14 protein-coding genes, 1 pseudogene and 1 riboswitch are annotated in these 26,909 nt (G+C 48.3%); of the genes and pseudogenes, 1 reads left to right on the plus strand and 14 read right to left on the minus strand.

Annotation, left to right across the window (positions count from 1 at the left end):
* Positions 1–192: 192 nt before the first annotated feature.
* From PAV_RS02050 to PAV_RS02075, 6 genes and pseudogenes are all read right to left on the minus strand, one after another.
* Complete coding sequence (locus tag PAV_RS02050) at positions 193–1,302, minus strand: ABC transporter ATP-binding protein (protein WP_005543177.1); 1,110 nt, start codon at positions 1,300–1,302, stop codon at positions 193–195.
* A gap of 22 nt (positions 1,303–1,324) precedes the next feature.
* Positions 1,325–2,116, minus strand: coding sequence for an ABC transporter permease (locus PAV_RS02055; RefSeq protein ID WP_005543179.1), 792 nt, complete (start codon positions 2,114–2,116; stop codon positions 1,325–1,327).
* A 16-nt stretch (positions 2,117–2,132) separates the two neighbouring features.
* On the minus strand, positions 2,133–2,951 hold the full coding sequence (locus PAV_RS02060; RefSeq protein ID WP_005543180.1) for an ABC transporter permease: 819 nt from the start codon (positions 2,949–2,951) through the stop codon (positions 2,133–2,135).
* 27 nt (positions 2,952–2,978) lie between these two features.
* Positions 2,979–3,998, minus strand: a complete 1,020-nt coding sequence (locus PAV_RS02065; protein ID WP_005543181.1) for a nucleoside hydrolase — start codon at positions 3,996–3,998, stop codon at positions 2,979–2,981.
* A gap of 157 nt (positions 3,999–4,155) precedes the next feature.
* Positions 4,156–5,207: pseudogene (locus tag PAV_RS02070) on the minus strand (ABC transporter substrate-binding protein).
* Positions 5,208–5,542: 335 nt separating this feature from the next.
* Positions 5,543–6,937, minus strand: coding sequence for an NCS2 family permease (locus PAV_RS02075; RefSeq protein WP_005543182.1), 1,395 nt, complete (start codon positions 6,935–6,937; stop codon positions 5,543–5,545).
* 243 nt (positions 6,938–7,180) lie between these two features.
* Positions 7,181–7,281: riboswitch (purine riboswitch) on the minus strand.
* A 381-nt stretch (positions 7,282–7,662) separates the two neighbouring features.
* Between PAV_RS02075 and PAV_RS02080 the strand changes: the two genes are divergently transcribed.
* Positions 7,663–10,071 (plus strand): S8 family serine peptidase, encoded by a 2,409-nt coding sequence (locus PAV_RS02080; RefSeq protein WP_005543183.1) that lies wholly within the window; start codon positions 7,663–7,665, stop codon positions 10,069–10,071.
* A 223-nt stretch (positions 10,072–10,294) separates the two neighbouring features.
* Here PAV_RS02080 and PAV_RS02085 read toward each other — a convergent pair whose 3' ends face one another.
* From PAV_RS02085 to PAV_RS02120, 8 genes are all read right to left on the minus strand, one after another.
* Complete coding sequence (locus tag PAV_RS02085; protein ID WP_005543184.1) at positions 10,295–17,857, minus strand: non-ribosomal peptide synthetase; 7,563 nt, start codon at positions 17,855–17,857, stop codon at positions 10,295–10,297.
* 562 nt (positions 17,858–18,419) lie between these two features.
* On the minus strand, positions 18,420–18,842 hold the full coding sequence (locus PAV_RS37470; protein ID WP_081505654.1) for a YrvL family regulatory protein: 423 nt from the start codon (positions 18,840–18,842) through the stop codon (positions 18,420–18,422).
* A gap of 444 nt (positions 18,843–19,286) precedes the next feature.
* Positions 19,287–20,828, minus strand: coding sequence for a glutamine-hydrolyzing GMP synthase (gene guaA / locus PAV_RS02095; RefSeq protein WP_005543185.1), 1,542 nt, complete (start codon positions 20,826–20,828; stop codon positions 19,287–19,289).
* Between the two features lie 234 nt (positions 20,829–21,062).
* The gene (locus tag PAV_RS02100; RefSeq protein ID WP_005543186.1) at positions 21,063–22,028 is read right to left on the minus strand and encodes an ABC transporter ATP-binding protein; all 966 of its coding nucleotides are present in this window, start codon (positions 22,026–22,028) and stop codon (positions 21,063–21,065) included.
* Complete coding sequence (locus PAV_RS02105) at positions 22,021–23,004, minus strand: ABC transporter ATP-binding protein (RefSeq protein WP_005543187.1); 984 nt, start codon at positions 23,002–23,004, stop codon at positions 22,021–22,023. The genes PAV_RS02100 and PAV_RS02105 overlap by 8 nt, the downstream gene beginning before the upstream one ends.
* 14 nt (positions 23,005–23,018) lie before the next feature.
* Positions 23,019–23,945 (minus strand): oligopeptide ABC transporter permease, encoded by a 927-nt coding sequence (gene opp4C / locus PAV_RS02110; protein ID WP_005543188.1) that lies wholly within the window; start codon positions 23,943–23,945, stop codon positions 23,019–23,021.
* Between the two features lie 12 nt (positions 23,946–23,957).
* Entirely contained in the window at positions 23,958–24,914 is a 957-nt protein-coding gene (locus PAV_RS02115; RefSeq protein ID WP_005543190.1) for an ABC transporter permease, read from the minus strand.
* 69 nt (positions 24,915–24,983) lie between these two features.
* Positions 24,984–26,726, minus strand: coding sequence for an ABC transporter substrate-binding protein (locus PAV_RS02120; RefSeq protein WP_005543192.1), 1,743 nt, complete (start codon positions 26,724–26,726; stop codon positions 24,984–24,986).
* Positions 26,727–26,909 lie beyond the last annotated feature (183 nt).

A 26,909-nucleotide genomic window follows, 5' to 3' on the forward strand; every position in this document is an offset into this window, starting at 1 on the left:
CTTCGTTGGTATAGAGGTAGTTCAAAAAAACACTTTTGATCACGAAGTGATACGGGAAGTAGCCCCGCGTCGAATCTTGCATTCACTCTCGAAGTCCGCTGCTCATGTAGTCTAGCCTACACTCCGCTGCTCCTTCTTCGAGTTCTTGCAACCTTCTTGGTGCTGAAAAGCGTCTTTTTTGAACATGTACTATTAATTTGAACTTCTCACCAATACGACCTTTTCCTTCGGCAATACAAGCTTCACGGCTGTACCGCGTTCGAATGGCGTCTCCATTTCGCGATTTACCGTGAATTCGCCGAGCGGCGTTTCGACGATGTATTGATAGCTGCGACCGAGGAAGGTGCTGATTTTAACTTGACCGGCAATCAAGTTCCGTCCCGCTTCCACATCCTCAGCCGTTAAGCCGCCAATCCCGGCCGTACATTCGCTATCCGTAACTACCAGGAGATCATCCGGACGAATAGCGCCCTTCATCGAGCTGGACAATGGATGGCCCGAGCGATGGATGACCTGCATTCTCGTCCCTTCTGCGCCATGTATCATAATGGCTCTCCCATCATCATGCATTTCGCCAATGTCAATGAAGTTGTTGAAGCCGATGAACTGGGCAACGAATTCCGTAGCCGGGTATTTATAAATGTTTGCTGGCGCATCCAGTTGCTCAATGACGCCTTTGTTCATGATGGCAACTTTATCTGAGATGGAGAAGCACTCCTCTTGGTCGTGAGATACATACACGCTTGTAATCCCGAGCTGCTTCTGAATGCGGCGAATTTCTACGCGCATATTGACGCGCAGGTTCGCGTCCAGGTTACTGAGCGGTTCGTCGAACAGGAGCAGATCCGGCTGAATGACGAGCGCGCGGGCGATCGCGACGCGTTGGCGCTGCCCACCGGATAGTTCCCCGGGGAATCGCTTTTCGAAGCCTTTCAGGTCTACAACCTCCAGCATCTCATGCACGCGCTTCGCGATGGACGACTTGTCCACCTTGCGTAGCTTTAAGCCGTATGCGACATTGTCAAATACGCTCATGTGCGGGAACAGCGCATAACTCTGGAATACGAAACCGAAGTTGCGCTTATTTACCGGTACCCTTGTATAATCTTTACCTTGGAACAGGAACTTCCCGTCCTTTGCTTCCAGGAAGCCAGCAATCAGCCGCAATGTTGTCGTCTTGCCACAGCCCGATGGACCGAGCAAAGAAATCAGCTCGCCTTCATTCAGGCTCAAGTTGAAGTCTTTCAAGATCAGGTTTTTCTCGTATGCAACAGATATATTTTGAAGAGATAGCAATTCCATGATCGTTGGCCTCCGATGTATGCTAGTTATTTTTCGTGAAGTAGGAGAGTCCCATTAAGCGTTCAATGGAGAACATAAGCAATGCTGTAATGACCATTAGCAGCACCGAAATCGCAGCAATCGTCGGGTCAAAGTAATTTTCGACGTATGTCAGCATTTGAATTGGCAACGTGCTGACCCCTGGTCCTGTCATGAACACGGAAATATCTACGTTGTTGAACGATTCCAGGAACGCGAGCAGAACACCCGCGATAAGACCGGAACGAATGTTAGGCAGTACAACCGTAAAGAATGTTTGCAACCGGCTCGCACCTAAGCTCATGGACGCTTCTTCAACGGAATAGTCGAAGTTCGCCAAGCTCGATGCAATGACGCGAATGATAAATGGCAGCATGAGCACGATGTGCCCGATCAGCAAGCTTGTATAGACGGGCAATTCGAATTTCACAACTAAATACTTCAGCATCGTGAAGCCGAGCACGACCCCAGGAATCAAAATCGGCGAAATAAAGATTGCATTGAGCAGTCCCTTGCCCTTGAACTGATAGCGGCTTAGCGCATAAGCAGCAGGAACGCCGAGCAAAAGCGCAATCAGGTTGCCGACCAGCGCGACGATGATCGTAACTTTGAACGTGGACAAAAACATTTCGACATCAAAAATATTGCGATACCATTTCAACGAGAAGCCTTCTGGCGGGAACTTCAGTACCGAACCCTCTCCAAAAGACGTTGCCATAATAATGATGAGCGGCCCGAGCAAAAAGAGAAACACCAATCCCGTAAATACGGCGAGTCCGCGATGTTGTTCTTTCATAAGAAGTTAACCCCCGTTATCCCTTCGGATTCAATTTGCGAGCGAGCTGATTCATAAGACCGATAATGATGAAAGTAACGACAATCATGACGGTCGCAATAATCGAAGCCATATCCCAATCGTTGAGCGTCATTGCATTCTGATACAGGAACGTGGCGACGACTCGCTGCTTGCCGCCGAGCAGTTGCGGCGTCGTATACGCCGTTAGACTGCCAACGAATACGAGAATGCTGCCGACGATAAGACCCGGCACGCACAGCGGCACGATGACGGTCATAAAGCCCTTCATGCGTGATGCGCCAAGACTTGATGAAGCATTCAACAGGTCGCCGTCAATGTTCTCCATAACACCAACGAGGGAAATAATCATAAGCGGTAAAAACAGATGAATGAGACCGATCATCATTGCGGTTGGCGTATACATGATTTTTAACGGCTCATCAATCAATCCAATGCTGGTCAACAGCTGATTCACCAAGCCGTTCTTACCGAGAATGACCATCCAGCTGAAGGAGCGCACAATCGCACTGGTCATGAGTGGGAAGATTGCGAGCGCCAGCAGGATTCCTTTGATGCGAGCCCTCTGTCTTGAAATATAGTAAGCAGCAGGGAATCCAATCAAAATGCAGGCAAATGTTGTGACGACACTGACCTGCAGCGTAGTGCCCAATATTTTCAGCATGTATGGATCACCGAGCAGCTTTACATAACCGTCAATTGTAAATTGTCCTTCACGGAAGAAGGTTGAGCCAATCGTCATAAAAATCGGGATGATCATGAACAAGGTCAAGAATACGAGTCCCGGAAGCAGCAGCCATACGAATGGTTTTTTCATCAGTTCGTCTCCTGTTTCTCTTGATGTCTAAGCTTGCAATACGGAGATAAAACGATCCATGAACGTTTCTCCATCTACCTCTACACATACATTTGCGTTTGGCTCCCGGCCAAGGCGATTCTGAACGTCGCACACAGTTTGCCCGTCGCACAGGTCGCTTCGTGTCTCAACGTCCACATAATAGCGGCGCATCTTGACGACACTGGTGTCGATCACGATATAGGCAGCGAGCGGATCGTGCATCGCGCACGCCTCTACACCGTTGCGCATTCGGTAACGCTCCATGTACTGTGCCGTACATGTACGGACAAAACCTCCAAGCGGTGTGGAATCGAGCTTCTCCAAATGCTCTGGCCGCAGCAGCGCCTGACGCGTCACATCCAGACCGACGAGGGTCAGGTCGAAGCCCGCGTGCAGCACCATTTTGGCCGCTTCCGGGTCAACGTAGATGTTGTATTCCGCCACCGGCGTAACGTTGCCGAACGTTTGCACCGCGCCCCCCATCACGACAACCCGCTTAACGAGCTGCGGCAATTCAGGGCATGCCCGCAAGGCAATTGCCAGATTGGTGAGCGGCGCTGTCATCAGAAGTGTCAGCTCACCCGGACGCTTCTTCGCTTCTTCAATGATGAACTGTGCTGCATGCAGCAGCCCTTCCTCCAGCTCCGGTGGACTCGTATCGGATAGCGCTCCTCCCAAGCCATCATTGCCGTGTACGGCGTGCTCGAAAAATGTGGAGCGCATCAATGGCTCGTTGGCCCCCGGAATGATTGGAACATTGCGGATGGAGAGATCGGCTATTCCATTGCCCTCTCCTGCATTCGACCGTTCATTTTGAACGTCCAATTGTTGCAGCATATGCATAACTTTCCGTGTATTTAACGTTGCTTGTGAGAGCGAGACATTACCGTTCACTGTCGTCACGCCAACAAGATCTACTTGCTTGCTTTTCCAAATTAACGCTAATGCGAGTGCATCATCTACGCCCGTATCTACATCCATAATGACGGGAATCTGCTTCGAGTTAGCGGTATTCTTCTGCAGCATAATACCAGCCTCCTGACTGCTGTTGGGAATAAAAAAGGAGGGTGCGATAAACGGCAGCCCTCCTCTTTCTGAGGAAGTTCAAAAAAGTACCTTGTCGCCATGAAGTCGTCTTCCCTGCTGCAACGTATACGTTTTTGAACATTCGCTATTTTGGACTTTACTCGATTTCACGGTTCCAGCGGTCAATCCAACCGCTCATTTCTTTGTTCACTTTACGAAGGTCAAGCGTCTTTAGGTTCTCAACGACATCTGGGCCATATGTTAAGCCTTTTGCCTCGTCAGCTGTCAGCTTCACTTCTTTGTTCGTTGGCGAATCGACGCGAGCCTTGGCATTCGCTTCTTGTACTTGCTTGCTCAAGTGCCAGTTAATGAACTTTTCTGCCAGCTCTTTATGTTTCGAGCCTTTTACAATGTTGACCGTGTTCAACAGCGCATACGCGCCTTCTTTTGGCGTTACGTACTTGGCGGATGGCAGAGCTTCCGTCAGGCTGCCCAAGAATGTATCCTGCATTGGCGCAGCTACAACTTCACCTTGTGCGAACATATTTACCAAATCCGCGGACTTGGAGTAATACTTCACGACGCCAGGATTAATTTCTTTCATCGCTTTGAAAGCCGCTTCCGTATCCATGTCTTTGCTGCCCGCTACCTTCGACGCAAAATCCATCATCATAGGCCCTGTCGTAATCGTAATGTTTGGCAGGGCAATTTTATTTTTAATTCAGGCTTCCACAGGTCGCTCCATGATTCAATCGGCGTTTTTGCTTCATCGCTGTTTACAGCAAGCCCAAGCTGCGCTACCGTATGCGCTGGGCCATAGTCCTCACCGATCGGCGCTTTGGCGATACCATATAGCTGCTCGATGTTCGGAATGTTTTTCCGATCGATTTTCTCGAACAAGCCTTCCTCCGCACCTTGCAGCGCATAGTAATCAGACAAGTAGATCAGGTCCACCTTCGAGCTGCCTTGGCGAATTTTGTTCAAGCGATCCGTGTTGTTCCCGATTTCCGTCACGATCTTAACGTTATACTCTTTCTCGAACGGTTCGTACACGTTCTTCTTCATCGCATCCTCGGCAAATCCCCATGTCGAGATGACCAATTCCGTCGGCGCTTCCTTGCCGCCTTCAGCCGCTTTGTCTCCGCCGCAGGCTGCCAGTAGCGTGCCCATCGAAAGTACGAATGCAAGTGTTAACGCTAGTTTTTTCATGAAGTCCCATCCCCCTGATGCCATTCTAAGTTGAGTATTTCGTGTTGTAAGTGATCAAAAGTTCGCTTTTCAGCACAGTTACAATCAGTTCCACTTCGTCATCAAAAGTTCGCTTTTCAGCACCGAGAAGGTTGCTTGAACCCGAAGCCGATGCTTCCGAAGCGAGTTTTGCGATGCAAAACTTGTAAGGAGCAGCGGAATGTAGCTGAAACTACATGAGCAGCTACAATGTTTCCGTAAGGAAACATACGTCGAAAGCATATGCTGTTCGAAGGGTGAATGCAAGATTCGATGCCGAGTTACCCTCAGTTCCACTTCGTGATCAAAAGCGAACCCTAGTGCCCGCCCATTGCTACATAGCGGACAATAACCAGTACGAACAGAACCCACATAAGCCAGTGAATCTTATATTTCTCACCTTTGCCGAATACGTTCGCTACGAACGCCAGCAGAACATAACCAAGAATGCCGAAGGAAATACCGTTCGCAATGCTGTACGTGAACGGCATGAACGCAATCGTCATAAATGCCGGAATCCCAATCACCAAGTCTTTGAAATTGATTTCCGTAACGGCTTGCATCATCAATACACCAACGACGATAAGGGCTGCTGCTGTTGCAGGGCCTGGAATCAAAGCAACTGCCGGAGCCAAGAACAAGGACAACAAGAAGCAAATCCCTGTCGTTACTGACGTAAGTCCTGTGCGTCCGCCTTCGGCTACACCCGCGGAGCTTTCTACGAATGCAGTCACTGTGCTTGTGCCAAGTGCCGCTCCGCCCGCTACCGCAACAGAGTCGACGAACATCGCTTTCCCTACACGCTTGTTGCCTTCTTCACGATTTTTCATGAATCCAGCACGGTTGGCTGTACCAACCAATGTTCCAAATGTATCGAACAGTTCAACGAATGTGAACGTCAGGATGATAGATACGATACCCACGCCCATGATGCCAGCGAAATCGAACTCGAAGAAGCTCAATTGAGTCAAATCAGGAACCCATCTTGCACCATTCAGCGAGTTGAAATCAACGCGCCCCATCAAGATAGCAACGACTGTTGTTCCCAAGATGCCGAACAAAATCGCGCCGCGTACGTTCAAAATCATTAGAACTGAAATAAGTGCCAAACCGATAATCGTAAGCAGCACATCAGGATTGGAGAAGCTGCCTAAGCCGAATACTGTTTCAAATCCTAGAAGCGGTGTGAATGTACCCTTAGGAATATCATTCACGGTCTCAACGGACACGGACAACAGCCCGCTATTTTTCAAGCCGACAATCGTAATGAACAACCCGATGCCGACAGTAATCGCATGCTTCAGTGCATCAGGAACTGCTTCAAGCAGCATTTGACGTACATGTGTAATCGTAAGCAGGAAGAAGATAATCCCGGAAATAAATACAGCCGTCAAAGCCATTTGCCATGTGATCGGATGTTCCGAGCCGGCAGTCGATACGACTACAGTTGCAAAGTAAGCATTCAGCCCCATCCCTGGTGCCAAGGCAACCGGGAAGTTAACGAAGATCCCCATCGCAATGGTGAAAATACCGCCTGCAATAGCTGTTGCAAGAAATACGGGATACCATTCCATGCCGGTCTTGCCGAAAGCCGTTAGAATGTTCGGGTTAACGGCCAAAATGTACGCCATCGCCATAAAGGTCGTAATCCCTGCCATAATCTCCGTACTGATTGTCGAACCGTTCTCCTTAACTTTGAAGAAGCGCTCCATGTGTGTAACATCCTCCCCATGACATTCCATGAATGTGTGTTTACTGCTGCTTCTGTTTCCCCTAGCAACCTGTATGAGCACAAAAAAAGAACTCAGGTTGTGCTCCCGAGTTCTGGCGTCGAAAAGTAAGGCATTTCCTACTCGCACTGCCCGCTATATGGATGCATAGCAAGTTCCCATCCTGTCATTGCACACAGATTATGGGCAGCAAAGCGTACAAGACAAATCTGATATCGATTCATCCGGAAAGCCATTCCTCTTCGTAGCCAGATCATTTACGGTGATCTCGTAGAGACTCTCAGGCCAATTCCCGAGATTATACGAAAAAGTATTGCGTTATTAGATTATCTACTCACATTGTATCGTCACCCTGCCTCACTGTCAACTCTATTTCCGAACATTTAATAATATTTATCAATACTCGTTCGTGTTTTTAGATATAAATGAATCATTTTCCCCCTATATTGAAATTGAAATTGTATGATTCCAAACATACTAGAATCCAAAAAAAATTTCTGGAAATCACAGTAAAACTATTGAATTAATTCATTAATTTTTATAAAATGGGTTCATACATTTTTACCCAGTTCTGAAACTATTATGATTGCTTTATACAAATGGTAATTGGGTAAAGTGTACATCTAGCATTTTGGAGGTGAGGTTATTCGTTAAAAACCAGCTTTGTCAGACTAGACTATACCTTTTATACCGAGGAGGAATAGCATTTGGCGAACAAAAACAACAAAAAAGTGCTTTCAATGATCATGTCGATTGCCATGGCAATCAGCCTGATGTCACCAGCGGTGTCAGCCTATGAGGCCCCCGCGAACAACTCAACCGAGAAGCTTCTCTACTTGCGAACAGGCACCGTCAATCTCCAGAATGAAAATGAAAACTACGGACTGCAGCTTGATGAAGAAAGCACACAACGCCAATTGTACGTTGTTCAATTCAACGACGTCATCACAGATTCCTCCAAACAGCTCCTGCAACAGGCTGGAGCGGAACTCGGAGATTATCTCCCTGACTATGCTTATCTCGTACGCATGAACCCGCAACAAGCCGGCACCCTCGCCGCAAATGATCAGATTTACAGAGTCACCCTCTTTCAGCCGGAATGGAAGAACGGCAACCTCTCCACATCAGAAAACACTGCACCAAGCAACTATGTCATCTCGGTATTCAAGGGCAGTGAGGCAGATGTTGCCCAATCACTTCAGCAGCAAGCCATCCCTGTTACCGATGTGCAAGAAGGCTATATCGAAGCTGTAATAAGCAGTGAAACACTCCCGCTTGTTCTTAATCAGCCGGATGTCACCTTCGTCGAATCTAAGCCCGTCGATGAGATTTTCAACGACTTCGTTACTAATCAAGTTGGGGCTGCTACGTCGAATGGCGTATGGAGCAAGGGATTGACTGGAAAAGGTCAAGTGGTTACCGTAGCCGACAGCGGCTTGGATTCCGGTAATCTAAACACACTCCATAAGGATTTTGAAGGTCAGCTGCATAAGACACCTGTTCCTAACCCCGAAGGAACATGGGAGGATACAATTGGTCATGGCACTCATGTAGCCGGTACCGTGCTCGGCACAGGAGCAATGTCCAATGGGAAATATAAAGGCGTTGCCTATGGCGCCAAACTGTTCTTCCAAACAATCGGCTGCGGCGGTACTTCTATCTGCCCAGGCGACCTGCGCGACTTGTTCGGCTCTGCGAAGCAGCAAGGCACGTTCATCCATACAAACTCCTGGGGCGCACGCTTCAACTACTCCTACAATTCCAACTCTGCTCGTGCTGATGAATATACATTCAAGAATAAAGACTTCACCGTATTGTTCGCCGCAGGGAACGATGGCAGCGGGAACAACACCATTTCTTCACCTGGCAATGCCAAAAACACCATCACGGTTGGTAATCTTCAAAAAACAAATCCGAATCAAATTGCCCCAAGCTCCAGCAGAGGATATGCAGTAGATGGAAGAGTCAAGCCTGACCTCGTTGTTACAGGTACCTCAATTATTTCCGTTCGTTCCTCAGCTTCAACTAGACCTGCAAATCCAAATCAGTACTACACCAACATGACCGGCACCTCCATGGCCACACCAGCTGTTGCAGGGTCGGCAGCCATCGTTCGTCAATTTTATACCGAGAACAAGCATGTAACGCCTTCCTCTGCGCTCATCAAAGCTACGCTCATTAACGGAGCTGAAGATGTAGGATATGGGTGGATGAGCAGAGAGACAGGATGGGGACGCGTTAACCTCGTGAATTCACTCACCCCTACTGACGGAAGAACCAATAGCTTCATCGACAACACCGCAGGTATCAAAACAAACGATTCTATCTCCTACCGCGTCAAGGCCGAAGCCGGCAAACCTCTTAAGATATCTCTTGTCTGGAGCGATTACCAAGGCGCCGTTCAAGCTGGCAAGCAATTGGTTAATGACCTCGATCTTGAAGTAAAAGCCCCAACTGGCGAACTCTACAAAGGCAACTGCTTCGTACAAAATACAGGTAGCACAAGCTGTGCCAATTACGACCACATTAACAACGTGGAAAATGTATATCTTTCAACTCCAACTACAGGCGAATATACAGTTACCGTCAAAGGATACAATGTGCCGCAAGGCCCTCAGCCATTTGCATTAGTAGTATCGGGCAATCGTTCTACTATTCTTGGCCAAGGCCCTGAACAACCAGAACCAATTGTACTGAAGGCACCTGAGCAGCTCGCTGTAACAGCAGTCACGTATGATTCAGCGAACCTGAATTGGATCGATCCGAACACAGGAATTCAAGGTCTTACGTACGAAATCTATCAACAACAGCAAAAAATCGGAACCAGCAGTCAAACCAATTATACGGTAAAAGATCTTAGTCCAGGCAAAACGTATACCTTTACAGTCAAGATCATCGACGGAAAAGGCAACGCCTCGCCTCATAGTCAATCCGCAACGGTTAATCTCCCAAAACCTGAGGGGGATAAAGAGCCATGGCAGGTAGGCAAACCGTACAAGATAGGCGATCTTGTCTCGTATAATGGTGCAATCTATAAGTGTGTGCAACCGCATACAGCTTTGAACGGCTGGGAACCTTCGAACGTACCAGCACTCTGGTCACCTGTACAGCAATAGGTAGCCCCTTCGGACTAACCACCATAATGATATTCGTTTAACTACTTCTTCCTACATCTCGTTCACCACTAACGAGAAGGTTACCCAATTTCAATACCGTAACGCAAAAAGGCTATACCGCGGTTAAACGCGGTATAGCCTTTACTATCTTCTCCTCAGTCGATTCTAATTAACTTTTTTCATCTTTTTCCTGTAAATCAATTGCTGTCTGACGGCCATAGCTCTACACGTGCTGGATCAAGCTTCTCATCTCATTCACTGGTAAGTATCCGGAATTTTGCAAGTAGTTCACGATTTTTTGTACATACAGTGCATCAATTTGCGGCCAATAAAAGCCGGCCTTGCTTAAGACCATCTGTGTTTGTAACGAATCATGCTTGACAGTGGTATAATCGCCTTCAAGCTGTTCTCCTGCTGCCATTAACATTTGAATGTCATGAATGTACTTATCATCCTTGGATAATCGAAGCATAAGATCCTGGAACGCCGCATCATCCAACATAGCAATCGCATGACCCGACTTGCGTAGCAATTGCACGACCTCGCCGAGTCCAACTTTATGATGATTGTACAAATGGAAGACGTAGTTTTCCCCAGCGCTTGCATCTGCCTTTATTAAGGCAACGATGGCTCTGCTGCACGCATCAACAGGAGTAAACTCTATTTCATTTGATATGAATTGGTTTGAGGCAACCCCATATTGCAACATAAATTTGAAGCGGCTCATAAATGCATTGTCCGCGATATTATGTTGATGTTGCCCATCACTGTGCCTGTTGGTCAGATTGCCCACCCGGTAAATGGCAGCGTCCACCCCATTCGAGATCGCTTGGAATAGTGCATGTTCCGCCCAAAATTTACTTTTCACATACACATTATCCTCATAATTTTGTTGTACGTAAAAATCGTTTTCGGTAAATACATGCTGCTCCTTCCCAAATGAAACATGACCCGACACGCTCATCGTGGACATATAGTGCAGTCTTTTATTACGCCCTACGAACGATATAAGCTCTTCCAGCGTTGTCACATTCGCTTTTTCAAAATCAGCGTAATTACCGAAGTGTTTGGTCAACGCGGCAGAATGGATGACACTACTGATCGTACTGTCAAGTTGAGCATATTCAGCATCGCTTAGGCCGAATTGTTTCTCGGACAAATCTCCCTTTACGATAACAACCCGGCTGCTTAGCATAACTTTATACTTCTCAAACTTGTCATGAAAGTAAAAGGCAAGCTGTTCCAACAACCGATTCCGTGGGTCACTTCCCCGAATCAAACAGTATACCCTGCTATTGGTTCCATCCAGCAGCTCCGCTAGTAGATGTATACCCAGGTAACCCGTGACCCCTGTAAGCAATACATCACCGATAGGGTCGTAATTTGCATGAGCGATGTCTTTCTTCGGAGGCTTGAGAAATTGCAGCCTGGATGTATCGGAATGCAAGTAATCTTTGGAACCATGGTTAATCTTTTGCGCGATTTTTTGTATGGTTTGCAGATCGTAGTAATCCTTAACCGTTACATGCCATCCTTCTGTCAGCCCTTTTGCCAATGCCTCCATAATCTTCATGGAGTGCCCGCCTAAGTCAAAGAAGGAATCGTGGATGCCAATTGAAGTTTCCTTCATCCCTAACACGCTTGACCAAATCTGTACAAGTTTTCTCTCTGTTTCATGACGAGGCGCGATATAACTTGCAGGAGTTTGTAGTACACTGTCCATTTTCGGGAGAGATTTCGTATCGATTTTCCCGTTCGGCGTTAACGGCAAACTGTCCAGTTGCACAAAATACGTCGGCACCATATAGCTTGGCAATCGCTCGCTCAAGTATGTCCGCCATTCCTGCGCGCTGCCTTCTCCGACCAGATACGCCGCCAGTTGCTTTTCCCCCGGCCTGTCTTCCCGCACGATAACGACAGCTTGCTTGATTGCCGGCAACTGACTTAGCACCGTTTCAATCTCTCCGAGCTCAATTCGGAATCCTCTGATTTTCACCTGATCGTCGATCCTGCTTACATAGATCAGGTTGCCGTCCGGCATATACTTTACAGCATCTCCCGTTCTGTACATTCTCGCTCCAGACTCACCGCTGAAAGGATCCGGAAGGAATCGCTCCTCTGTCAGCTCTGGACGATTCAAGTATCCACGGGTGACCCCTGCCCCGCCAATGTACAGTTCCCCGGCGACACCGATTGGTACAGGTTGTTGATGGCGATCCAACACGTATAACTTCGTATTCGCTATGGGCCCTCCAATCGGCGGTAAGCCCTCCTGCAAGGGACTGACCTCTGCTGCGGTAGCCACGACTGTACACTCTGTAGGACCGTAGTTGTTGATGAGTGCAAAAGGCAATGAAGCTGGCGGAGACTGCCGCAGCAAATCCCCCGCCGTCAGCAAACAGCGCAACGATGTATGCGGCGGCCAGTGCAGATGAATCATGATTTCGGCCATCGGCGTTGGCATAAAACCGATCGTAATTTGCTGGTCAACGACCCAATCCTGCAACGCTACAGGATCCGTTCTTACGCTTTCCTTGCACACATGCAGACTGGCGCCTCTGCTCAAATAAGGCCATATTTCTGCCACTGCGGCATCAAATGCGATGCTTGCTATTTGACTTGCACGATCTTGCTCCGTAACTTGGAAAAATTGCTGGTGCCAGAACACCATATTGATCAGTGTGTGATGTTCGACCATGACCCCTTTCGGATTTCCAGTCGTTCCTGATGTGTAAATCAGATAGGCCATGTTGTGCGGCGTCGTGGCGATTGGCGGATTCTGATCGCTCTCCTGCGACAGCATTTCCTGATCGGCAGCGCTGTCCAGACAGATGCGCGTGACAGACTCCGGCACCCATCCGCTTGCCTCGCTCTGAGTCACCAGAAGCTCAATTCCCGCATCATGGATCATGTAAGTCAGGCGCTGCTGCGGATACGTCGGATCCATCGGCACATACGCGCCACCGGCTTTCAATATTCCCATGATCCCGACAATCAGATCCGCCGAACGATCCATGCAGATTCCAACCAGCGTCTCCGGCTTCACGCCTTTCTTTCGCAAGCAGTGCGCCAGTTGGTTTGCCCGCGCATTCAGTTCCCCGTACGTCAGCTGGCGGTCTTCGTCAACGACTGCCACCGCTTCCGGCCGTGCCGCCGCCTGCTCCTCGAACAGCTCCTGAATCACCTGATCCCGTGGATACGCCGTCTCCGTCCGGTTCCATATCTCCAGTTGCTGCTTCGTTTCTGCTTCACTAATCAACGGCATCTGGCCTATTGATCGTTCCGGATGCTCCGCCACTTCATGCAGCCATCGCTCGAAGTGTGCCGCCATCCGCTCGATTGTTGACGCGTCGAACAAGTCCGTGCTGTATTCGAAGCTGACGCGCATTCCCTCTTCGGCTTCTTGCATGCCTACCGTCAAGTCGAACTTCGCGACCGACATAAAGCTGCTTATCGTGTCCATCCGGCGTTCCGAGTCCATCGGCAGCTCGCTCGGACGGCTTTGCAGCGTAAACATCGTCTGAAACAATGGCGCATAGCTCGCCGACCGCTCCGGCTGCAGCGCCGCCACGATCTTCTCAAACGGGATGTCCTGATGCTCCTGCGCTTTCCATGCTTTCCCGCGCACTTGCGACACCAACTCCCGGAAGCTCGGATTGGCCGACACATCCGCACGGTACACAAGGGTGTTGACAAAAAATCCGATCATCCCCTCGGTTTCCTCGTAATGCCGGTTCGCAATCGGACTGCCGACGGCGATATCCGTCTGTCCCGTATAGCGGGAGAGGAAACCTTGGTAGGCGGCAAGCAGCGTCATGAATAATGTCGCTCCCTCTTGACGACTGAGTGCTTTGAGCTTGACGAGCAAAGCGGCCGGAAGCTCCACTTCATACCGCTCTCCCCGGTAGCTTTGCTGCGCCGGACGCGGACGATCTGTCGGCAGTTGCAGCACAGGCAGTTCCCCGCCCAGTTCTTCCTCCCAATACGCCAACTGACGGTTCATCACGTCTTCGCTCATCCAGTTCCGCTGCCAATGCGCGTAGTCGGCATATTGCAAGGATAGCGGCGCCAATGCCGCTGGTTGCCCTCCCGCAAACGCCTCATACAGCGCAAGCCATTCCCGGACGAAAATGTCCAGCGACCATCCATCAAAGATGATATGGTGCAGCGTGCACATCAGCACCCAATCGTTCTCTCCCATCGCGATGACCTGCGACCGGATCAACGGTCCCTCGGCCAGTTGGAACGGCTTGTCTGCCTCCGCTTGCATGAGCGACTTCATCTCGCGCTCCCTGTCCTCGCTTGCCAGATGGCGAAGATCCGTCACAGGCAGACGCTCAGGCTGGTGTTCGCGAATGATCTGCACCGGCTCGCCGTTCGCCTCGCCAATGACGGTGCGCAGCGCTTCATGACGCTGGATCAGCGCATCGTAGGCCTGTTCCAACGCGTCCAGCTTCCAGGCTCCCTGCAACCGCCATGCGCATGGAATATTGTACAGCGGACTGTTCGGTTCCAGTTGATCGAGGAACCAGAGCCGCTGCTGGGCATACGATGTCAGCATATGCACGCCTCGTTCCACCGCTTGAATCGGCGGACGTTTCTCCCCTTCTCCCCCTTGAGCTAACAGCGTTAATCGGCGGGATAAGCTTTCGATCGTCGGGTATTGGAACAGGTCGCGCACCGCCACCTCCATGCCGAACACCTCGCGCAGACGCGATACCGCTTGTGTTGCCAGCAGCGAGTGGCCTCCCAAGTCAAAGAAGGAATCATAGATGCCGATCCGCTCCACGCCAAGCAGTTGGCTCCATACCGCCGCAACAAGTTCCTCCGCCGGCGTTTGCGGCGCCGCATAGCCCTCTTGCGACGACACTGTCGGAATCGGCAGTGCCCTCGTATCGATTTTCCCGTTCGGCGTTAGCGGTAAACTGTCCATCTGCACAAAATACGTCGGAACCATATAGCTTGGCAATCGCGCGCTCAGGTATGCCCGCCATTCCTGCGCGCTGCCTTCTCCGACCAGATACGCCGCCAGTTGCTTTTCCCCGGGCTTGTCTTCCCGCACGACGACGGACGCCTGTCGCAGAGTCGGATGCTGGCTGAGCATCGCCTCAATCTCGCCGACTTCGATCCGGAATCCTCTGATTTTCACCTGTTTGTCCATCCGCCCTAAATAAACCAGATTCCCATCGGGCATCCACTTTACCCAATCCCCTGTCCGGTACATGCGTTCTCCCGCAACGAACGGATTGGACACAAATTTGTCTGCTGTCATGTCAGGCTGGTTCAAATACCCGCGCGCCACGCCGTCTCCGCCCAGACAAAGCTCCCCCGGCACGCCGACAGGATTTAAGTGATTTTGCTTATTGACCACATACGCCGTCGAGTTGCCTATCGGTTTACCGATAGGTATGTGTTCCTCATACGCACGGTCAATCAAGAAACACGTTGAGAACGTCGTATTCTCGGTCGGACCGTACCCGTTCCATAGCGACAATTCTGGAGAAGAACGCAGCACCTGATTGACATGAACCGGCGACAACGCATCCCCGCCGATGATGAGATGCTGAAGACCCGCGAACATGGCAGCGTCCTTTTGAACGAGTTGGTTGAACAATGGAGAAGTCAACCACATCGTCGTCAACTGATGACGATGTACAAATGCTGCCAGCGCAGGCGCATCCAGCAACGTTTCCCTTGGTATAGGATACAGCGATCCTCCGTTTAGCAGCGCGCCGAACACTTCAAACGTGCTGGCATCGAACCCGATCGCACCGGTTTGAGCCATTCTATCTTCGGCGCTGAAAGGGATGTAGCCCGCTTGTTTCACTAGACGAACCACGTTGCGCTGCTCCACAACCACGCCTTTCGGGTTTCCGGTAGATCCTGACGTATACATGACGTAAGCTGCGTTTTGTGGTGTCGTCATGACCGGCGGATTCCAATCGCTCTCCTGCGATAGCATCTCCTGATCGGCAGCGCTGTCCAAACAGATGCGCGTAATAGTCTCCGGCACCCATCCGCTTCCCTCATTCAGGGTCACCATCAACTCAATCCCCGCATCGTGGGCCATGTAAGTCAAGCGCTGCTGCGGATATAACGGATCCATCGGCACATACGCGCCCCCGGCTTTCAATATCCCCATGATCCCGACGATCAGGTCCGCCGAACGATCCATGCAGATTCCAACCAGCGTCTCCGGCTTCACGCCTTTCTTTTTCAAACAGTGCGCCAATCGATTCGCTTGCGTATTCAGTTCCCCATACGTCAGCTGGCGGTCTTCGTCAACGACCGCCACCGCCTCCGGCCGTGCCGCCACCTGCTCCTCAAACAGCTCCTGAATCACCTGATTTCGTGGATACGCCGTCTCCGTCCGGTTCCATTCCACCAGTTGCTGCTGCTCTTCATCCTGAGATAAAAGTCGAATGTTAGCCAAGCTTTCTTCAACATTATCCAGAACCGTATGAATAAAATGATCAAAATGACGAATCCATCTTTGAATTGAATCTTCATGGAAAATATCATTATTATATTCAAAATTCGCCACAATTGATCCATTACTTTCTTGTTCGACAAATAAAGTCAGATCGAATTTGGAAACCTTCTTTTCCAAAGGAAACGGAGCGAGCTTTAACCCGTGCAAATCAAAAACATTTGTAGCATTGCCCAGAAAAATAGCCGCATCTTGCTTGCAAGCTTTTTGCAATACAAACCCTGCTTGGAAAACCGCTGGAATACTCATATCACGCTGAAGACCGTGTTCTTTAACCATAAGCGAGAAAGGATAATCCTGATGTTTGGTGCAATCCGTTATTTCTTCCTGTACTTGCAGAAGCAATTGTTTAAAAGAGCAATTATCACTAAAACGCATCCGAATCGGAAGTAAATTCACAAAGTAACCGCAAGAATGATGGAAATCTCGATTCTTTCTTCCGTATCTGGGCGTTCCAACGATAATTTCGGTTTGCCCCGATAACCGATGTAAAAAAGCAAAGTAGAGCGCTAATAACACGCGATTCAAAGACATGTCTTCTTTGTTGCAAAATGCAGACAGCTTCTCGCTCGTTTTCACCTGCAAGGCAAAAGGCGCCAGTCCTCCGGCAAAAGCAGGAACAGGCGGACGCTTCTTATCAGCGGGCAGTTCCAGCACAGGAAGTTCTCCTGATAGTTTATCTTTCCAGAACTGTGCTGATGTTTGCCCTGCTTCGCTCTGTAACAGCCTTTCCTGCCAACTGACAAAATCCGAATACGAGTACTCCACGCATTGCAGTTGGGTATTCTCTTCCAGATCTCCGTTATATAAACGTTTATACAATAAACCAAACTCATCTAATGTCAGAGATAAAGACCAGCCATCAAAAACAATATGATGGAGCACGATGTACAGCACATAATGTTCCTCGCTCAAACACAGCAATCTGACTTTAAACAATGGCCCGTTGCTCAGGTCAAAACTCTCCTGAGACTCTGCCAACAGGTACTGGTTAACTTCCGACTCTCCCCAGTCCCCTACTGCGATCGACTTGAAATCGAGAACTGGTTCGCTGTACACTTTTTGCACAGGCTCTTCTTCCATTATAAAGACAGTTCGGTAACATTCATGACGTTTTACGATTTCAATAAAAGCATTTTGTACAGTTGCTGCATCCAGCTTTGAATAAATATGCCATGCAAACGATTCATTGTAGCAAGTGTTGTTTGGATACATCGACTCATGTGATAAAAACGGGATTTGTCCCTTTGACAACGGAATTGTTTTGATAAACGTTTTACTTGACAAGTAAACCATCCCTTTCCGAATATGATTTTATACGTGTTCCATACTCTGTTTCCTCACATCCGTACAGTACAGTTATTGAATTCATAATCAATGACGCTATTTTCACGATAGAAGGCATCACTTCCTTCCCTTGTAATTTGCTGGCACCTTGTCAGCCGAATCGTGGCGAATGATGGTACCTTTTGTAATTATATAAAGGAATTATTAAGAATCATGTCGAAATGTGTTAATTCTTTGTAATGCAATACTAAATGTTGTTTTTTTGACATAATTGTACAGTTTACAACCATATCCAAAATGTGCATCCACCATCCAAAATATGAGTTATGCACAGCTTCACTCCAGTAAAACTAAAGTAATACATAGAAAGCCCATACTTTAAAGGCACGAGCCGCCGACATTTATGCTTAAGCTTACCTCACTTAAAGAAACACAAGTTTAAGAGGAGCACATGAAGATACTCCCCTTATAGCTGCTTGCCTATTTATCTTTTTCCTAGAAATCAGTTGCTGCCTAATGACCACAACGAAAACAATTGCAAAGAGAAGATTGGATCAAAATGTCCGAATTTTTATCCACTTCTAGGATTACCGGAATCCCTCTTGTTTACAGTCATTGAGATATCAATTGTAGAGATAATAATTGCGAAAACTACCTCGGCAATAAAAGAGATCCGAACCGAAGACATACATTCATCTATCGTGTAAACAGCAGTAAAGTTAAGCACAATTCGTAGTATAAATTCATGCAGTCTCCGAAAATTGCACTCTACTTTAGAGCAATTCATCTTAATATACATGAGAACAATTGTAACAACAGCATCTGCAATCAGTGACAATCCATAAAACAAGAGTATTGACTTCCATGAATCATATTCGATTCCTAAGAGTTCAAAAATGCCGACATTGAAAAAAAGAATAAAGTGATTGATGTAATCACTGCAAATAACAACATTAGACTTACAATAGCAATAGGGATTATTTTCTCCATCAATTCTCTAGCTTGTTTCTTATATCTAAAGTACATCTAGTGCCTTTCATAAGTTCTCCGATTATTTTGTTAACCACTTCATCCAAATCCCCCTTCAAACCGCATTGATTAATCTATCTATATTTTACCATTTTATGAATAGCGTGTAAATATATGAATACTATGGGGTGAAACTAACATGAAAAGGACGAGAATATTCTTGTTTTCTAGCTATATCGGTAATAATTCGCCTTTACCTGTTCAAAATTTGGGGGGTTAACTTGAAAATCATTGTCCGTTCTTTAATTTTAGTCATAAAAAATACTCTCTTTTATTTGCTAACAACGCAAATAAAAGAGAGTATTTATATGCACTCTATTGTTGTATGCCTATTTGAACTCCGACGCCTCTATCGTTGAAGCTCCTTGCATCAAGGGTTCAAGGGCGTTTAACAACTAAATTCCCCAATCTACTCCCACTCGATTGTTGCCGGTGGCTTCGAGGTTACATCGTACACAATACGGTTCACGTTCTCAACCTCGTTGACGATACGTACGGAGATCTTCTCAAGAATATCCCACGGAATACGTGCCCAGTCAGCCGTCATGCCGTCGATGGATGTTACCGCACGGATACCTACTGTGTAGGAATACGTACGAGCGTCGCCCATTACGCCGACACTCTTCATGTCCGGCAATGCCGTGAAGTACTGCCAAATTTCATTGTCCAAGCCAGCCTTCGCGATTTCCTCACGCAAAATCGCATCGGATTCACGAACTATCGTCAGCTTGTCCTCTGTAACTTCGCCCAATACGCGGATCGCAAGACCTGGCCCTGGGAACGGCTGGCGCCATACGATTTCACGCGGCAAGCCGAGCTCTTCGCCGACTTTGCGAACTTCGTCCTTGAACAACGTGTTAAGTGGTTCAATCAGCTTGAACTTCATGTCTTCCGGCAAGCCGCCAACATTGTGGTGGGACTTGATCGTTTGAGCCGTATCTGTTCCGCTCTCTACGATATCGGTATACAACGTGCCTTGTGCCAAGAAGTCGAAATCGCCCAGCTTTGCGGACTCCTCATCGAAGCAGTAGATGAACTCATTGCCGATGATTTTACGCTTTTTCTCTGGATCGGATACGCCTGCAAGCTTGCTCATGAAGCGCTCGCGTGCATCGATTTTAACCACGTGCATATCGAATTTGCCTACGAACGTTTCCATTACGCCTTCTGCTTCGCCTTTGCGCAGCAGGTTGTGATCGATGAACATACATGTCAATTGATCACCAATCGCTTTATGAATGAGCGCTGCTACAACGGAGGAATCCACACCGCCGCTAAGTGCGCACAATACTTTACGATCGCCGACTGTTTCGCGGATTTCGCGAACCTTGTCCTCAATGAATGTTTCCATCGTCCAATCGCCCTTGCATCCGCAGACACGGAACAAGAAGTTGCGGATCATTTCATTTCCGTATACGGAATGACGTACTTCCGGGTGGAATTGAACCGCATAGAAGCGCTTTTCCGGATGGCTCATCGCCGCAATCGGCGCATGCTCCGTACCCGCATCAACGCGGAAGCCTTCTGGAAGTTCAACAACCAAGTCTGTATGGCTCATCCATACGGTTTGGTTCGCTTCCAAGCCATGAGCCAATTCGCTGTCCGGCTGGAATACAACATCAGCTTTACCGTACTCACGCTTGCCCGCACGTTCTACCTTACCCTTCAATTGGTGCGACATCATTTGCATGCCGTAGCAAATTCCCATGATTGGAAGACCCAATTCATAAATGCGCGGATCGACCAATGGTGAATTTTCTTCGTATACACTCGCTGGTCCGCCAGAGAAAACGATCCCCTTCGGATTCAACTCCTGAATACGTTCAATGGAAGTGTTGTATGGAACCAGTTCACTGTACACGCCCATATCGCGAATACGACGTGCGATGAGCTGGTTGTATTGTCCGCCAAAATCGAGGACAACGATCATTTCATGATGTTGCTTTGTCATTGCCGTGCCTCCCTATACATATTGTTCATTATTATAACGAAATCGAAAAACCAGAGTCAATGTGCAATCTGATTAAGATTGAGTACATCGTCCATTTTATAAAAAATATTTGGTAAAGTGTTATTATTTTTCTTCAATTAGGAAAGTATTCAAGTTGTTATTGGATCCTTTTAACCAAAATGAGAAAAGCCCCGAAGTCGCAATCCGACAGCCGGGGCATTTATGGTTATATGTTCAGACGAGGTGGCAGGCGACTTGATGATCATTGCCAACATCCCGGAATACCGGGATCTGCTCGCGGCAAATATCGGTTGCGAATGGGCAGCGCGTGTGGAACTTGCAGCCAGACGGCGGTTTCGCCGGATTTGGAATATCGCCTTGCAGCACAATTCGTTCGCGCTTCAGCTTCGGAATGGGAATCGGCACTGCCGATAGCAACGCCTTCGTGTAAGGGTGCAATGGATTGCGGAACAGCTCATCTCGCGACGCCGTTTCCATCATTGTCCCCAAATACATAACCCCAATCCGATTGCACAAATGCTCTACCACACTCAGATCGTGGGAAATGAACAAATAAGTTAAGCCGCGGGTCTTTTGCAGCTTGCGGAACAGATTAATAATTTGTGCCTGGATGGACACATCGAGCGCAGATACCGGTTCATCCGCAATGATCAGATCCGGGTCGAGAATGAGCGCTCTCGCAATTCCGATGCGCTGACGCTGACCGCCAGAGAATTCATGCGGGAAGCGATCATATTGATACGCTGACAAGCCGCATGCTTCCATGACCTCCAGCACTCGATCGCGAACTTCCTCTTTCGTCGTCATTCCATGATTCAGCAGCGCCTCGCCGATTGCATCGCCTACGCGAACGCGAGGATTCAGTGAGCTGTACGGATCCTGGAAAATAAGCTGCATCTTCGGTCTTATCTTGCGCAGTTCCTTCTCTGGCATGCTGTAGAGGTCAATGCCTTGGAACTTCACTTCGCCTTCCGTTTTCTCCAACAAGCGAATGATCGTGCGGCCGACCGTACTCTTGCCGCTGCCAGACTCCCCTACTAAACCGAACGTTTCTCCGCGCTTAATTGTGAAGCTGATATCATCAACTGCCTTTACATGGCCGACGGTGCGATTGAACAGGCCTGAGGTAATCGGGAAGTACTTCTTCAAATTCTTCACTTCCAGCAATGTTTCAGCCATGTTGAACTCCCTCCTCATACAGCCAGCATGCTACCTTGTGTCGATCAGCCATATCCTTCAGCAGTGGCTGCTTCGTTGTGCACAGAGACATGCAGCGGTCACAGCGATCATGGAAATAGCAGGATTCCGTTAAAGACAATGGATTCGGCACCTGTCCTGGGATCGAATACAAGTCATCCTGACGCTGACCGAGAACTGGCTTAGAACGCAGAAGACCTTGTGTGTAAGGATGCTTCGGGTTCTCGAACAGCTCGACGACCTCACCTTCCTCCACGATCTTGCCGGAGTACATGACGATAACATAGTCTGCAATCTCCGCAACGACACCAAGATCATGAGTTATAAGCAAAATGGACATATTGGAGTCTTCTTTGATCTGACGCAGCATATCCAAAATTTGCGCCTGAATCGTCACGTCGAGTGCCGTGGTCGGCTCATCCGCAATGAGCAGTTTCGGATTGCAGGACATTGCGATCGCAATCATGATCCGCTGCAGCATCCCGCCGCTCAATTGATGCGGATAGCTGTCTAGGATCTGCTCTGCCCGGGATATCCCAACTAGCTCGACCAGTTCACGCGCCCGCTCGCGCGCATCCCTCTTTGACAGCTTCAAATGCACCATTAAAGGCTCCATGATCTGCTTGCCGATCGTAAGCACTGGATTCAACGAAGACATCGGCTCCTGAAAAATCATCGCAATATCGTTGCCGCGAATTTGACGCAGCTCTTCCCGCGAAATATGGAGCAAATCCTTGCCGCCGAATTGGATATTGCCGTTCACCACTTTGCCAGCCGGCCCCTCGACAAGTCCCATAATAGACATGGCTGTGACACTTTTTCCGCATCCCGATTCCCCGACAATGCAGACCGTTTCCCCTTCGCGAATGCGCAGACTAACATCATTAACCGCCTTAACGGCTCCCGCCTCGGTATAAAAATAAGTACTGAGATGATCAATTTCGATTACATTTTTCATCAACTGTCATTCCCTTACTTCTTCTGTTTAGGATCAAGAACGTCCCGCAAACCGTCTCCAAACACATTAATCGCGATTACTGTAGAAAATATCGCAACGCCCGGCGGAATCCATAGCCATGGACGCTTCTCGAAATCCATCAAGCTGTTCGCCGCCTCAATCATATTCCCCCATGTAGGGGTAGGAGGCATAACGCCAAGACCGAAGAAGCTGAGCGCAGATTCACTCAATATCGCTCCGCCAGTGCTCAAAGTAGCAACAACGATAATAAGTGGCGCGATATTCGGAATCATATGATTGAAAAGCTTGCGCTTGTCATCAAGACCGAGTACAATCGCCGCCTGCATAAATTCCCGCTCGCGAATACTGAGCATCTGACTGCGCACGAGCCGTGCCAACCCAGGCCAGCCAATAAAGCTGAGCATGAACATCACAAGATACATCCGATATTCCGTCGGCACTTTCCACTCGGACAGCATCGCCCCTAATATAAACAAGATCGGCATGCCTGGAATCGTTAACAGCAAGTCGGCAAGCCGCATAATAATTTGATCCACAATGCCGCGATAATAAGCCGCGACCGCGCCGAGAATCGAGCCGATACATACTGAGATCACCATAGATGCAAAACCTACAGTCAAGGATATGCGACCGGCTTGCAGCAACCGTGTCAGCACATCTCGTCCAAGCCCGTCTGTACCAAGCCAATGCTTCAACGATGGAGCCTTATTCATCATGGCAAGATTGCTCTTCCCGTCCGCATATGGCGAGAATAAAGGCCCGATGAAGCAAGCCAAGAACATAAAAATGAAAAATATTAAACCGGATACGGCCAGCTTGTTTTTTAATAACTTCTGAAATGCCTGACGCCATAGCGACGTTCGAGCCGCTGCCGGCGCCGTCCGCTGAACCTTGGTTACTCCGCCGGTAATGGATGACATGTTGGTTCCCCCTTAATGCAATCTGACGCGCGGATCGGCGACATTGTACAAAATATCGGAAATAAGCGTCCCGATAATCGTCAAAATGGCGATGAACATCGTAAAGCCCATGAGCAGCGGATAATCTCGCGTACCGAAAGACTGGAGATACAATTGGCCGATCCCCGGCCAGTTAAATATCTTCTCAATGATCATCGAGCCGCTGAACAAGCCCGGCAGTTCAAAACCAACCAAGGTAATCGCCGGCAGCATCGCATTGCGAAGCGCGTGGCGATATAGAACGACTCGTTCCTTCATCCCCTTCGCCCTTGCTGTCCGTACATAGTCCTGCCGAATGACGTCAATCATATTGCTGCGGAAATATCGTGTCAACGAACCGACTCCAAGCAAGACCATTACCGCTACCGGCATAATCATATGATCGATGACTTCCCACACATGCGCCATGCCCGTGGAGTTGCTCCCTGTCGTAATCATTCCTCCAGGAGGCAGTATCTTCAAATCAACCGCCAGCATCTTGATCAGATACAATCCGATGAAGAACGATGGAATGGACATCGCAGCAAATAAAAAGACCATCACGGCGGTGTCAAAGAATGAATACTGCTTGTACGCTGAAACGACACCAATAATAACTGCCAACAACCATGTAAAAAAGGTTGAAACAATCGCCAGCAAAAATGAATTCCACACATAATCATTGAACAGCGTTATGATAGGCTTTTGCTGTGCTAGCGAGTATCCGAAGTTACCAAGGAAGGCATTAGTCAACCAATTCCAATACCGCTCCAATACAGGCTGGTTAAGGCCATATATAGCTCGAAGCTCTTCCTTCCGTTCCGGTGACAGCTTCGTATTGCCCGCTAGAAAATCGCCAGGCATCATTGCAAACAGTACAAAAATAAATAAGGATGCCGCAGACAAAATGAGGATCATGTACAAAAATCTTCGCAGCAAAAAGTTACTCATGTTCGCACTCCTTTTGGAAGTCATTCGCCCCTGGCTGCAATTGAATATGCAGGCCAGGGGCTCCTATGCTCATGATTTCAATTCCCAATCGAACACGCTTCCAGCTACACCAGTCAATGGAGAGATCTTCATCCCTTGAATACGTCCATTGTAGGCATATACCGACTTGCGATAGCTTGTGAAGATGTAAGGCATATCATCATTCAGAACTTGGAAAAGCTCCTTATAAATCTTCTTGCGTTCTTCAATGTCTGTTGCTGCCAAGCCTTTGTCGTACAGCTCTTTCACTTTTGGATTGTCATAGCCCTTCACTTCGCCGTTCACGAAGCGACGAACGCCATCCGCTGGATCTACCAGAACCGGCGTTGAGAAGGAAGCAAGATCATAATCGCCGCTGTCGGCTTTCGCACCTAGCGCATTAAAGTCTGCGAACAGCTCTGGCTCGAATTGAACCCCGATCGCTGCATAGTTTTCCTTCGCAATCGTGACGAACAGATCATTCCCCTTGCTCTTCGAGCCAATAAAGTGAAGCTTCAGCTTTTTACCGTCCTTCTCGCGAATTCCGTCGCTGCCAACCTTCCAGCCTGCTTCATCAAGCAGCGCTTTTGCTTTTTCTGCATCATAGCTGTAGGTGTTAATGCCTTCTTCTGTATAGGCCCAAGATGTCGGCGGGCATGGAATGTTTGCCACTTGTCCTGCACCCTGGTTCGCATCCACAAAAATCGATTGACGGTCAAGTCCGTAAGTCAGTGCCTGACGAACGCGTTTATCTTTGAAAGTATCGTGCTCATGGTTAAATGACAGGAATCCATAGTTGCTTGCTGTAGCTGGCACAAGATTCAAGAAGCCCAGAGCCTTCAGCTTATCAATATTTTCTTGCGTTGCAGTAAATGCACCATAGTCCTGCTCGCCTGTTTCAATGAACTGCCACGTGTCGCCTTCTGTTGTTTTATAGATAAAGTGCTCGGTCTTCGCCTTGCCTTTGAAATAGTTTTCGTTCGCAACAAAGCGTACCTCTTGGCCTGGAATAAACTTCTCCAGCTTGTATGGCCCTGTTCCCACCGGATTCGCATGCAGGTTCTTAATATAGTCCAGAGACTGTCCCTGCTTATAATCCTTGCCGTAATAAGCCTTGGACAGCACGTCACCGCCAAGGATCGAGAGCGCCTGAGAATTTCCTTTTTCCAAAGTGACAGAGATCGTATTTGGATCAATCACCTTGATGCCTGCAATCGAAGTCGCCTTGCCTTCTTTATATTCTTTTGCCCCAACGATGCCGATAAGGGACAAATCTTCTTCACCTGTGTATCCCTTGTCATTTACAAGCGTCCACGTGAAAGCAACATCATCTGCCGTAATCGGTGTGCCGTCACTGAACTTCAAGCCTTTGCGCAGATGGAACGTAAAGGTTCTTCCATCCTCTGTAATTTCCCACTTTTCAGCCAAGCCCGGAATCGGCATGCCTTTCTCATCATTCGTCACGAGAGGTGTATACAAAATGGAGGAAACGTTGCCGTCATATCCGCTTTGCTGGAAGTAAGGAGTAAATGCGCCGCTCGGGTCTGTCAGACCAACAATAATCGTATCTGTACGTTTCTTTGCTTGTTCTGGAAGCCTCGACATATCTGAAGCGCTAACAGGCTCTGTCAACACTTCCACAGGAGGTGTCTGTGTTTCTCCTGAGCTAGAATTGTTGGATGACACCTGACTTTGTCCTTTATCTGCAGTTGTCGCACTGTCATTCGAGCATGCTGCCAATAGCAAGCTGCTAGTCATCGTTAAAGATAAAAGAAGAAGCAATGTTTTCTTCATGTTGACCCTCCTGAAATGAACAAGTTTATTATCAACTATTCCTATAAGCTCAGTAGGAATTTTATAGGCCTTATTATAAGCCAGTGGTAAATTTATGTACACAGTAAAAATGCGTCAATTTTCAATTAAAAGTTCTGATTTTCTGGGAATTACCTATAAAAACCAAGGAAAACTCCACCACAC

Origin of the sequence: Paenibacillus alvei DSM 29, assembly GCF_000293805.1 — a bacterium.
Lineage (GTDB): Bacteria > Bacillota > Bacilli > Paenibacillales > Paenibacillaceae > Paenibacillus_B > Paenibacillus_B alvei.